The organism is Pseudomonas sp. TMW22080 (assembly GCF_022496745.1).
Taxonomy (GTDB): Bacteria; Pseudomonadota; Gammaproteobacteria; order Pseudomonadales; family Pseudomonadaceae; genus Aquipseudomonas; species Aquipseudomonas bubulae.
Genome location: NZ_SCFF01000001.1, coordinates 574,454 through 586,926 on the forward strand (window position 1 = coordinate 574,454; position 12,473 = coordinate 586,926).

The 12,473-nt window shown below is 61.7% G+C and carries 11 protein-coding genes; all 11 read right to left on the reverse strand.

The window, feature by feature from the left end; genetic code table 11:
* Nucleotides 1–2: 2 nt before the first annotated feature.
* On the reverse strand, nucleotides 3–878 hold the full coding sequence (locus tag EQV96_RS02435; RefSeq protein WP_095000415.1) for a CoA-transferase: 876 nt from the start codon (nucleotides 876–878) through the stop codon (nucleotides 3–5).
* Between the two features lie 10 nt (nucleotides 879–888).
* On the reverse strand, nucleotides 889–1,779 hold the full coding sequence (locus tag EQV96_RS02440) for a VOC family protein (protein ID WP_095000416.1): 891 nt from the start codon (nucleotides 1,777–1,779) through the stop codon (nucleotides 889–891).
* A 202-nt stretch (nucleotides 1,780–1,981) separates the two neighbouring features.
* Entirely contained in the window at nucleotides 1,982–2,920 is a 939-nt protein-coding gene (locus tag EQV96_RS02445) for an OB-fold domain-containing protein (protein ID WP_095024749.1), read from the reverse strand.
* A gap of 5 nt (nucleotides 2,921–2,925) precedes the next feature.
* The gene (locus tag EQV96_RS02450) at nucleotides 2,926–4,137 is read right to left on the reverse strand and encodes a thiolase family protein (RefSeq protein WP_240881213.1); all 1,212 of its coding nucleotides are present in this window, start codon (nucleotides 4,135–4,137) and stop codon (nucleotides 2,926–2,928) included.
* A 140-nt stretch (nucleotides 4,138–4,277) separates the two neighbouring features.
* On the reverse strand, nucleotides 4,278–5,945 hold the full coding sequence (locus tag EQV96_RS02455; protein ID WP_095000419.1) for a DUF1302 family protein: 1,668 nt from the start codon (nucleotides 5,943–5,945) through the stop codon (nucleotides 4,278–4,280).
* A gap of 64 nt (nucleotides 5,946–6,009) precedes the next feature.
* A complete protein-coding gene (locus EQV96_RS02460; RefSeq protein WP_240881214.1) occupies nucleotides 6,010–7,095 on the reverse strand; it encodes an MBL fold metallo-hydrolase in 1,086 nt (361 codons plus the stop codon).
* The gene (locus EQV96_RS02465; protein WP_095018043.1) at nucleotides 7,088–8,950 is read right to left on the reverse strand and encodes a long-chain-acyl-CoA synthetase; all 1,863 of its coding nucleotides are present in this window, start codon (nucleotides 8,948–8,950) and stop codon (nucleotides 7,088–7,090) included. The genes EQV96_RS02460 and EQV96_RS02465 overlap by 8 nt, the downstream gene beginning before the upstream one ends.
* Nucleotides 8,947–10,020 carry an alkene reductase gene (locus tag EQV96_RS02470; RefSeq protein ID WP_095000422.1) on the reverse strand — a complete coding sequence of 358 codons (1,074 nt, stop codon included), beginning with the start codon at nucleotides 10,018–10,020 and terminating at the stop codon, nucleotides 8,947–8,949. Before EQV96_RS02470 ends, EQV96_RS02465 begins: the two co-directional genes overlap by 4 nt.
* A gap of 9 nt (nucleotides 10,021–10,029) precedes the next feature.
* Entirely contained in the window at nucleotides 10,030–10,659 is a 630-nt protein-coding gene (locus EQV96_RS02475; protein WP_095000423.1) for a nuclear transport factor 2 family protein, read from the reverse strand.
* A gap of 10 nt (nucleotides 10,660–10,669) precedes the next feature.
* Complete coding sequence (locus EQV96_RS02480; RefSeq protein WP_095000424.1) at nucleotides 10,670–11,443, reverse strand: SDR family NAD(P)-dependent oxidoreductase; 774 nt, start codon at nucleotides 11,441–11,443, stop codon at nucleotides 10,670–10,672.
* 30 nt (nucleotides 11,444–11,473) lie between these two features.
* Nucleotides 11,474–12,208, reverse strand: coding sequence for a 3-oxoacyl-ACP reductase family protein (locus tag EQV96_RS02485; protein ID WP_095000425.1), 735 nt, complete (start codon nucleotides 12,206–12,208; stop codon nucleotides 11,474–11,476).
* Nucleotides 12,209–12,473 lie beyond the last annotated feature (265 nt).

Here is a 12,473-nt window from a genome sequence, read left to right on the forward strand (position 1 = left end):
CCTCAAAACACGGGCAGCGGCAAAGCGCTCAATCGATCGACCCCGCCATTGCTGGCCTGGTAGGCGCTTTCGCCCGGGGTCACAAACTCGGCTACATAACCTTCCCAGCCACCTTCTTCGGCAGCGCTGGCGCTGTAGCGTTTCAAGTGGCTAAGGTCCCAGCCGTAATCGGACGGGCAGGCTGTCGGATGCGCACCAAAGGGTGCATGCACCACGCCGCTGACCAGATAACGTTCGAAGGTGTTGAAGCGGGCCTGGGCAGCATCCAGGTTCAAGCGCTCCTCGATCCGCTCACAGGAGACAAAGCACTGTTTGGCGGCACGGGCATACAAATGATCGAAATAAGGATCGGGGCCCGTTACCAGGGTATTGCCCAGGCGGTCGGCAACGTTGACGTGCAAAAAGGCGATATCCAGATTCAGCGCCGGCATGGCCAGCAACACCTCGCCATCCGCATAGGGCGACTGCACCTGCTTGATCCCGGGGTTCAGGCGGCTGACATCGGTGGCCAGGCCACAACGGGTCGGCAAGAACGGCAGACGCATGCCGGCGGCCCGCAGGCCCCATTGCAGCATGCCCTCGTCCAGTTCCATCAGCTCCAGTTCTCCGGCCTCGCGGGCCTTGCGAAAGTAGGCTTCGAGCGGGATGGCATCGAGGGTGGCAAAGCCGAAAATCAGTTTTTTGACCTTGCCGGCAGCGCAGAGCATGCCGACCTCGGGACCGCCATAGGCGACCACGGTGAGATCCTTGACGTCAGAACGCAGGATCTCGCGCACGATCGCCATGGGCTTGCGCCGCGGGCCCCAGCCGCCGAAGCCGATGGTCATGCCGTCGCGCAGTTGGCCGACCACGTCTGCCGCTGTCATTTGCTTGTTCATGTAGTGCTCCTTACGACTGTCCTGCGGAGAAGTCATGGCCCCACAGGCTTACCCGGGTGAATTCAAAAGCGCTGTGGTCCTGCCAATCCACCAGCAAGCCGCCATAGCCATACTCCAGGTCAAAACCTGAAGGGGTTTTCATATAGAAAGAGGTCATGCGGTCATTCAGATGCTGGCCGAGGGTGGCCGACAGCTGTACGTCATGCGCGATGCGCCGGTCATGGGCGCGGCCCACTTCAGTCATCGACTCGACCTCGACCATCACATGCACGCAGCCGGACGGCACCGGGTACTCGGCCAGGGCCAGGCTGTGGTGACGGCTGTTTTTGCAATGCAGAAAATGGATGCGGATCGGTGGGGCCGAAGGATCGGGACGGAAGTTGAAAATATCCGACAGTTCAAAGCCCAGCACATCCTTGGCAAACGCCAGGGTGGCATCGAAATTTGGCGCGGGCAGTACGGTGTGGCCCAGGCCCATATCACCGGTGACAAAACCCGGCACTCCCTGGGGCGAGACAAAGGGCTGGCAATCGGAGCGATGGCCCCAGCTCAATTCATGGCGGTTACCTGAAGGGTCGGTGACGTGCAGCAGTGCTTGCACACCGCGCTGATCGCACTGTTCGGCGCTGCCCAGACGCCAGTTGACGTCGGCCTGATCCAGCACTTCGATCGCGGCGTTGAAAGCCTTTTCGCCGGCCAGCTCCCAACCGGAAGCCAGATACCGCGACTCACCGCCCGGCACGATAAGCATGCGATACGGACGCTCATCCATCTTCACGTACAAGCCGCCGGCGGGTGCTTCGCTGACCATCATCCCGAGCACGTCTTCGGCGTAACGCTGCCATTGAACGGGATCTGCAGACTCTGCAACGAAGTAGCTCAAACCACGAATGTCGATCATGTGCCTGCTCCTCAATGCCTGTATTTATTGGCTTGGAGGAGTATGGGAAGGATGGGGGTGGGGTTCATCGTCCGTTGAGACTAAAGCGCTCAGGTGGGGCGCCTTAAACCGGTGGGAGCGGGCTTGCCCGCGATGCAGGCGGCGCGGCGTGTCATTAAAACCGCATCGATAGCATCGCGGGCACGCCCGCCCCCACAGGGCATCACATATACAAAATCACCAGTTCATTGATTACCGACGGCCGCTCGCTGCCCAGCACATGGGTATTGAGTTCCAGGGTCAGCTGAGTACCGCTTCTGACCCGCTCTACCCGCTTGACCCGGGCCCGCGCATGGATGGTCGAGCCCGCCGGCACTGGTGCCGGGAAGCGCAGGCGATCCGAACCATAGTTGACCATATTGGTGAACCCGGTGATCTCGTAACCCAGGTTGAGTTTCATCCGTGACTGCAGGATCTGCACCAGCGCACCGTGGGCGATGGTGCCGCCAAACGGGCTTTGCTTGCGCGCACGTTCCGGGTCGGTGTGGATCCAGTAATCATCCCCGGATAACTGGGCAAAGCTGTCAATCAGGCCCTGATCGACCACCACCTGGTTGCTCCACGGGCTGAACTCGTCGCTGACCAGCGCCTGCAGGCCCTCTTCGTCATCCAGGGCAATCTGGCGCACTGGCACTGCGGTTTCTGGCACCGGTTGCTCAACCGTACGCAGCGTCTTCAACGCCTCGGCATCCTTGTCCAGCCCGGTAAAACGCAGCAGCCGGTTGCCCTTGGCATCGACCTCGGCAAATACCGGTTGCAGGCGCATGCCCACTTTCACTTCAGACTCGTCCAGCCCGACCAGATTGGTATTGATGCGCACACCCTGATCCAGCTCGATCACCGCCAGTATCTGCGGCATTTCATCGGCAAAGTCCGGCAGGGTCGCGATGCGTGTCACGGTAAAGCTGTACAGCGTCGCGCCACCGCTGACTTCACGCCAGGTCAGGGCATGGGTAAAGCACGCCGGGCAGTGCCTGCGCGGGTAAAACACCCAGTGGCTGCATCGTTCACATTGCTGAATCAGCAGGCGCTCGGCCTTCAGGCCTTCCCAGAACGGTGCAGAAATCTCGGTCGGAACCGGCATTGGTTTGTTGTTCGACATCGGATTTATGCTCCCTGAAGTATCAATGCGCCCTGCTCACTCATCACCCCACCGGTGCCTGAGACATATACCGTGTCGCAGCGTTTGAGCTGGCGCTCGCCCGCTTCACCGGCAATTTGCGTCACCGCCTCGATCACCTGACTCATCCCCCCCGCCGCGCCGGCCTGGCCAAAGCTGAGCTGGCCGCCGTGGGTGTTCATCGGGAAATCGCCGCGCCAGGTCAGGTCGTGTTCACGGACAAAGTTCATGCCTTCGCCCTTGGCGCAAAAACCGGCGTCTTCCAGGGTCAGCAAGGCGGTGATGGTGTAGCAGTCGTAAATTTGTGCCGCATCCACATCGGCCGGTTTGAGCCCGGCCATTGCGAATGCGCGCTGCGAGGCAGGCCCGATGGGTGTGTGCAGCATGTCCTGGGCATAGGACGGCGACTTGAACGCCAGGTGCTCGCCGAAACCGGTGATCCACGACGGCCGCTTGCGCGCCCGTGCTGCCACCTCTTTGGAGGCGATAATCATCGCGGCTCCACCGGCCACCGGCATGACGATTTCCAGTACATGCAGCGGGTCGGCAACTTTTTTACTGGCCAGCACTTGCTCGATGGTCAGCGGCTGGCCGTAAAACATCGCTTCTGGGTTGTACTGCGCATTGGTGCGCTGATCGACCGCGATTTTTGCCAGTGCCCGCGGGTCATAACCATATTGCGCGGCATAGCGCTGGGCGATCATCGCGTAGCCGGTGTTCTGGCCCATATGCCCGTACGGCAAGTCGAACTCGGCTTCGGGTGCACCGAATGCCGTGCTGTGGCCGCCAAAGCGCATGGCCCGGGCCATCCAGCTGGCGTCCTCATCCGGGCCCATGGGTGCCATGCGCGCGGGCAGCACACACAGCACCGCCTGGCACAAACCCAGCTCAATCGCAGCGGCAGCGCGCCAGACCATGCCCACCGAGGTACAGCCGCCAAGGTCGACCACTTCGGCAAAATTCAGGCGCAAGCCCAGGTACTCGGCGGCCATGGCCGGGACGAACACTGAGGCTTCATGAAAATGCGGGCCATTGATCACCAGCCCGTCGAGATCCGATGCCTGCAAGCCGGCATCCTGTAACGCCCGGGCCGCCAGGTCAGCCACTTGTTCCAGATGGAACATGCGCGGGGCCGTGGCGTATTTCTCCGGTTTGTACTGAGCGTTGCCAACAATGGCGGCATGACCTTTAAGACCCATGGTTTTCTCTCTTTAAAAGTGCAAATCAGGCCGTTCCGTGGGAGCGGGCTTGCTCGCGCTGGCACCGACGCGGTTCTGCTGCAAAACCTCAGTGCCTGTATCGCGAGCAAGCCCGCTCCCACACAGGGGCAGGCAAGTCGTCAGAACGTGTATTTCATCGAGAACGTGGCGTAGTCACGGTCTGCCAGCGGGCGGTAGATCGGGTCGGGGGAGCCCAGGTACCCGATATACCTGAGCGATACTTCCAGGTTGCCCAGGTATTTGAAGGTGGTACCCGCACTCAGGCGCCTGTCCCCCGCCACCCCGGCAATGGTTCCCGACATCGGTGCCGCACCGCTGAATACGTTGGAGAAGGTGAACGGCACTTCAAGGTCCCAGCCCTGGAATACGCCCGGGTAACTGAACGAGGCGCCCACGGTGTACGCGCTTGAGGAGCGGGTACGCCAGGCCGTGGCCGTTTTGTAGGTGTACTGATCGGACGGTTGCACGGACGGCACCAGCGACGGCAACAGGCCCACACCTTCAAGGTTCGGCGCGGCAGAGGTTTCGTCGGCGTGGTCGGCACGCACCGTGACAAACTCACCGGTCAGGGTGGTCTGGCTGGCCCAGGGGCGGTCCCCCAGGATGCGCATGGCCGACAACTGGAACTGTTGGCCCTTACCCTTGGCCGGCACCGGGCCCAGACCGGTATTGACCATCACCGGAGCACCGTCGCGGTACGACCACTCCGCACCAAGCTGGTACTCGCCAAGCTTGGTGGTGGCACTGATACCGGTGAGTTTGATGTCTTCAAAATATTTGACCCGGTAGCCGTTGGCCTTGTAAGCCAGGCCACCGGGGCCTGCCGGTATCGGGTCCCAGCCCACCAGCGCAGTGGCCGGGTTTTTGTCGTGGTACACGACATGGAACAGTGAAACTTCCAGGTCGGTAATCGGCCGGTAGCGGACCTGAGCACCCCACTGGCCGCTGTCGCGCGGCTCGTCGGTGCCCAGGTAAGGCACCTTGTTGGCGCCCATATACAAAAATTCGCGGCCCGGGCCGATCACGTCGGAAGTCGACAAAAAGCTGCCCACCGGCGGCAGTTCGGTGCCCTTCCACTCGTACTGCACATAACCGCCCAGGGTGACTTGCGGATTGATCCGGTAAGACGCCGAGAACTGCCCCACCGGCAGCAGCACCTCTTTGACCTCAACCCCCGGCTGCGCAGCCTTGACCGCATCGGACGGGTTCTGCACGCCGTTGACGCCAGGGTAGTAAAGGCTCTCGCCCCATGACTCGATATGCCGACCCGCTTTTACGTCGAGCATGGTGTCGTTTTCAAAACGCCAGCCGCCAAACACATAAGCGTCGAGCAGGCGCGTGCGGCCACCGCTGTAGTAGCGGGTGTCACTGGTGAACTCGTCGTTGTCGCCGTATTTGTTGACGGTGGCCGGTGAATCGTTGTCATTCTTGCGGTGATACACATCGTCGTAAAAGGTACTGGCGCGCACCACCGCACCGTAGTTGTCTTTGCGCAGGATCATTTCGCCCAGCGCGCCCACCCGGTTGGTGGTGAGGCTGTGCTGATCAAAGTTGCGGTTCGGATCATCGACGTTGACCCCCATCAACCGGCCGCTGGGATTGCCCAGCCGCGTACCGATGCCATAGCTGGTGGTGACCGACCAATCAATCGTGGTGCCGTCATCGAACTCGATGGTGTCCCCTGCCCACAGCGGGCTGCAGACCAGCGCCACGGCAACGGCCAGGCCACTGGCCTGGAAGTTGTGCGGGCGCTGCCCTGAACAATTATTGTTATTTTTATTGATCACTCTGCCTCTCCTGATTAGCGACTCGGTGGCCGCTTCGATGGGTTCAAGCGTCATTGCGTTGTGTTCAAAGCAACTCAAGCGGGTCGAACTTCACGACTCCTGTCGGGGCCTGTCGATAACGATGCAGCCCTCCTTCTTCCTCACGAACGAGCGCCCCCTCGGCCATAAGGTAATTGGCATGCGCCAACGTCTCGCCTAGCGCCATCAGCTCGTCGAAACGGCCTGACAGTTTCTTGAACAGCACCGCCATCATTTCCAGCCCGGTGCGCGGTTGTTCGCACGCTGCCAGCAACTGCTGCAAGTGCTGGCGATGGTGGTCGCGCAACTGGTCCAGGCGCAGATGCAGGTTGTAAAACGGCCGTTCATGGGCCGGCAGCACCAGTACGTGGTCGGGGATCGTGCGCAACCGTTCGATCGAGTCCAGCCAGTCCCGCAAAGGGTTGGCCTGAGGCTCGCTGACATACACGGCAATGGTGGAAGTGATGCGCGGCAACACCTGGTCGCCGGAGATCAGCAAACCATCGTCCGGCGCATACAGACAGGCGTGTTCCGGTGAATGACCGTTCCCCATCACCACCTCCCAGCGCCGCCCGCCGATGGTCAACTGGCTGCCCTGGTTCAGCCGGGTAAACCCCGCCACCAGTTGCGGGCGAAAGTGCTCGCCCTGGATCAGCGGCAGCAACGCCGTCGCGCGCTCGGCGCTGAAGCCGGCCTTTTGATAAAAATCCAGAAACGCCCAGTCCGGTGCCGTCGCTCGCGGCGGGCCATGGTGCAGCGCCTCGAACTCGCCATGGGTCATCAGCACCGGGCAACGAAATCGCTCGGCCAGCCAGCCCACCACACCGGTGTGGTCACTGTGAAAATGGGTGCAAATGACCGCCTTGAGGGGCAAGCCAGCCATGGCTTCGAGAAACACCTGCTCCCACACGGCGCGACATTGATCGCTGTTCAGCCCGGTATCCACCGCCACCCAGCCGTCACCATGACGCAGCAGATACAGGTTGATGTGATCAAGGCCAAACGGCAGCGGCATGCGCAGCCAGAGCACGCCCTCGGCCACTTCCTGCACCTGGCCGCTGGCCGGGGCCTGTGGCCAGGGGTAGCGCAGGCCGTCACGCCATTGATGGCCTTGAGCGTCGAGTTCATTCATGGCCGGCACCTGCAAACGGCAGCAGACCGTTACGGGCCAGCACTTGCAGGGAGTACGGCTGATAGGTGCGGCTACTTTCATCGCGCACAAATAGCGGATCGGCAAACAACTGCGGCGCGTAACCCTGACGCTGCAAATCAACCTTGCGCAGCTTGAAGGTGCTGGTCAGGTCCGCCGCCAGTGTTACCCGTACAAACACCGGCGCGGCATAACGCGGCAAACGGGTTTGCGTCAGCTCATAAAAAGCCTGCGGGTCAAAGCTATGCCCGGGCTGCATCAAGATCGCCGCCATCCCCGCACGGCCTTCGTGTTCAGGTACCTGCACGCCGTACACGTTGATCAGTTCAAGCCCCGGCATATCACTCAGGGTGTCGGCCACTTCCAGGGTCGAGACGTTCTCGCTTTTCCAGCGGAAGGTGTCGCCGATGCGGTCGACAAAATAGAAATAGCCGTCGTCGTCATAACGCAGCAGATCACCCGAACTCCAATAGGCATCACCACGTTGAAACACATCGCGGCGGATCTTGCTCTCGCTGGCCGCAGTACTGGTGTACCCCTCGAAACGCCCACCGCCTATCTGCGGGTGATCAACGATAAAGCCCATTGCCTCGCCGATTTCTCCCGGTTGGCACAACTGGTAAAAACCGTTTGCATCCCGCGGATGGCTGTCGCTTTCCACGTCGTAACGCACCAGGCGCAGATTGGTGCGGCTCCAGTCCGGCACGCGACCACAGGAGCCCACATAGTTATCGACATTGATCAGGTTGGCGTTGGCTTCGGTGGCACCCCAGCCCTCGAACACCTGGATCGGGCCAAAACGCTCCAGCCAGCGCTGCCAGGATTCAGGCGTGAGCCCGGCACCGAGCATATGGCGCAAACTGTGCTCGCGCTCACCGGTCACCACTGGCTGGTTGAGCAGGTAGCGACAGATTTCTCCAATGTACTGAAACACGGTGATGCGGTTGCGGCGCACATCCGGCCAGAACTCACGCACGCTGAACTTGCGCCGCAACACAATGCTCGCACCTGCGCGCAGTGCCGTGGACGTCACCGAAGTGGCCGCCGCGCCGTGGTACAGCGGCAGGCAGCAGTAAAATACGTCGTCACAGGTGGCCCCCAGGGTGACTTCCATCACGTCACCCGAGGACAACCAGCGCATATGGCTATAGCGTGCCGCCTTGGGCAGGCCGGTGGTGCCCGAGGTAAATATCAGCAGTGTGGTGGTTTCGGCCGTAATCGCCGCACGCACGTCACGGGCGAAGACCGTGGCCGGGGCAGCGGCGACGTGCTGTTCAAAGTCAATATCGACAATGGCCGGCAGCTCGCCGTCAAAGGGGTTCAGTGCATCGTTGACCAGCCACAGCGGGACATCGGGCAAACCTTGAGTGCCCAGCAGATTGGCCAGGCATTCTTCGCCCACCACCACCGCCCTGGCCGCCGTGGATTGCAAGGCATGCACCAGTGGCTTGCCACTGACCTGGGTGTTGATAAACGCCACCACCACACCGAGCTTGACCAGTCCGAACCAGCTGTAGAAGAACTGCGGACGGTTCTCCATGGCAATCGCGCACACATCCCCGGGGCGCAGACCCTTGGCATAAAACACATGGGCCATGCGATTGGCCTGGGCTTCCACGGCGGCGTAGGTGATACGCTGCTCGCCGTCGATCAAAAAAGGCCGATCGGGGAATGCCCGGGCCTGCCCTTCAAGACGGTCGGCCAGGGTATACAGGTCCGCCGGTTTGATCTGGCCGCTGGCCGCAGAACGCAAATCCAGCAGTGCCTGGGTCTGATCACGGGGCACGGGCTGTTGTCTGACTGCCGTCAGAGTGCTGATGCGGGACATGTCGTTCATGGCGCCACCGCCTCGGCCAGCGGGTAATCGCTGTAGCCTTCCGGGCCAGGTGAGTACAGGGTCTTGCGGTCGAAGCGGGCAAGGGGCAAGCCCTTGCGCAAGCGCTCGACCAGGTCCGGGTTGGCAATAAAGTGCCGGGCAAACGACACCGCATCGCCCTGCCCGGCCTGCAGCGCGGCTTGTGCCGATTCGCCGTCAAAACCGTCATTGAGGATCAGGCCGTTGCTGCAATGACGCTGGGCCAGGGCAAAGGCATCCAGTTCCGCCAGCGGTGAGCGCATGATATGCACATAAGCCAGGCCCATCGGCTCGGCGGCCTTGCACAGGGCAACTGCGGTGGCCAGCGGGTCTTCGTCATCGATATCGTTGAACGGATTGCCCGGGCACAGGCGCAAGGCGACACGCCCGGGGCCAATAGCCGAAGCCATCGCTGCCAGCACCTGCTGCGGGAAGCGCACGCGATTTTCAACACTGCCACCGTACTGGTCTTCACGCCGGTTGCTGCCCGAGGCCATGAATTGCATCGGCAGATAACCGCTGGTGCAGTGCAGCTCGACGCCATCAAAACCGGCCTGGCGTGCATTGAGTGCGGCCTGGCGGTAATCTTCGATGACCTGTTCGATGTCGTGCGGCGACAAGGCCTGCGGCTCGTCGGTATCGACCATCCCGGCAGTGTCGGTAAACAGCTGGGTGCGGGCGCGCAAGGCCGACGGCGCTACCGTGGCGGCGCCTGCCGGTTTGTTGTGGGCGCTGGCTGCACGCCCCACATGCATCAGTTGCAGCACAATCAGGCCACCTTCGGCATGCACTGCATCGGTCACGGCTTTCCAGGCGGCAATTTGTGCCGGGGAGTAAATCGCCGGGGTGCGACAGTAGCCCAGGCCACTGGCCGAGGGCGCCGTGCCTTCGGCGACAATCAATCCGGCAGAAGCGCGCTGACGGTAATACTCGACCATCTCGGCCGTCGGCACCCCGTGTTGATCGGCGCGGCTGCGGGTCATGGGCGCCATGACGATACGGTTGGCCAGTTCAAGCTCACCCAGGCGCACGGGTTCAAACAGAATGCTCATGGTATTTCCTCAGCGCACGCGGATTTTCGGTGCGCCAGCCCCACGGCGCAGGGTGGCAAGAAAGTGCTCGAGCGGAGCCGCTGTCGCCACTTGCGGCAGTTGCTCCTTGTCCGGGCGGCTGGCCCAGAACTCGGTCCACGACGGGAACAGATCGTGGAACGTACCGGCGTAGGGTTCGCGCCCCGGCCAGCGCATTTTTTGCGTGCCGATCGGCGGTTTGTTGAGGTCACTGGCGTACCAGTAGCACGGCAGGCGACGGCGGAAATACCAGCGCCCCTGCATGCGCTCATAGTCATCCCAATAGAGCATTTGCATGGTCACCCACTCGGGGCCGGTCTCGTGCTCGTTCTTGGAATACACCACGCCCACGGCATGGTCCGGGTCGGTGAACTCGATCAGGTGCTGGCCCAGGTGATGGGAAGTGCCGTGAAACTGGTCGCGTAACGTGTCGTCGACCCAGGCCTTGAGGTGCGCACGCCCGGTTTTCTCGCGGCCTACGCGAATGTCTTCGGCAAACAGATTGACGTGGGCATCGAGGTCACGCATGTCCAGCGACAACGAATATTTACCAGCCAGCTGGCGGATCTCATCAATCGATTCCAGCCGATCGAGACGGGCTAACAAAGCGCTCTGTTCCATAAAAGGGTCCTTATTCCAATACCGTGTACAGCTCACTGCTGCGTCCGCCATCCACCGGCAGGCAAGCACCGGTGATGTATGAAGCTTCGTCGCTGGCCAGGAACAGAATGGCGTTGGCCACTTCCACCGGCTGGCCGACGCGCTTGAGCGGGATCAGTTTTTCGGTATTGGTGCGCGTCTTGTCATCGGTGAGCATGCCTGCCGTGGCCGGTGTCTCGACCACACCCGGGCTGACCACGTTGCAACGGATGTTGTGGCTGGCACCTTCACTGGCCGCAGCGCGGCTGAAGTTGATCACCGCGGCCTTGGCCGCCGAGTAACCGGCCATCCACGGCGTACCGAACTGCCCGCAGATCGAAGCCAGGTTGATGATCGAACCGCTGCCCTGGGCGCGCATCAGGCCCATGGCCGTGCGTGTTCCCCAAAAGGTGCCGTCCACCGTGGTGGCGAAGTTCGAATGCCAGTCAGCGGTCGAGGTGCTGTCAATCGCGCCCCAGCTGTAGGCCATGGCGTTGTTGACCAGAATATCCAGACGGCCGTGGCGCTGTGCCGTCTCGCTGATGGCGCCGACATAAGCGGCTTCATTGCTGACATCGGCCACCGCGCATTCGGCACGGCCGCCGCTGTCACGGATCTGTGCCGCTACGGCTTGCAGCGGCTCGATGCGCCGCCCGCACAGCACCACCAGCGCGCCTTCTTCGGCAAAGCGCAACGCCGTCGCCGCGCCGATGCCTGAACCGGCGCCGCTGATAAAGGCAATTTTGTCTTGTAAACGAGTACCCATGATCTGCTCTCCCATTGCTGTGCGCGGCACTCAGATAAACGCCATGCCGCCGTTGACCGCGAGGTTCTGACCGGTGATGAACGCTGCGTCATCACTGGCCAGAAAGGCCGCGACGCGAGCGATTTCATCGGTTTCACCCATGCGACCCAGGGGGATGGCCTTGAGCATGCTTTGCATCCAGTCGTCCGGGATGTCAGCCATCATCGGCGTGTTGGTCGGGCCGGGAACGATGGTGTTGACCCGTATGCCGTTGCCTGCAAGTTCGCGCGCCATACTGCGGGTCAGGCCCATTACCCCGGCCTTGGCTGCACAGTAATGGCTCGGACCTTCGCCCGTCAGGGCGGCGGTGCTGGAGATATTGATAATCACGCCGGGCGTGGCAGCGGCGAGCATCAGCTTCACCGCTTCACGACTGCAGAAAAACGGCCCGGTCAGGTTGACCCCGATCACTCGTTGCCAGTGTTCGTCCGGGGTTTGTGCGAAGGCATCGATGGAGCCGATACCGGCATTATTGACCAGCACATCAAGGCTGCCGAAATGTGCATGCACGGCAGCCATCGCGGTGGCGACCGAGTCGCTGTCAGCGACGTTGCAGGACACTGCCAGGGCCTTTTCGCCCAGCCCTTCAATGCTTTGACGCGCGGCATCGAGGTTGATGTCGGCGGCGACCACCTTGGCACCCTGCTCGGCAAAGTGACGAACAATCGCTCGTCCCATGCCCTGGCCTGCACCGGTTACAAACGCCACTTTGTTAAGCAATTTCATCCTGTTCTCCCACCTGCCCGAAGTCGGCCCGCCGGTAAGCCCGGACGGTGTATGGGAGCAATCATTGACTGCGGCTAAAAGCTGAACATCGTCCGATGGGACTAAGCAGCTCAAGAGCGGATGACGACCGTAGCAGCTGACGAGCAGCCTAGTTCCTACGGCAGCTGCAGAAACACTGCAACTGTGGGAGCGAGCCTGCTCGCGAAGGTCGTTCGCGAGCAGGCTCGCTCCCACAATAGGGCTTGACCTGCAACAGAGTATCTAC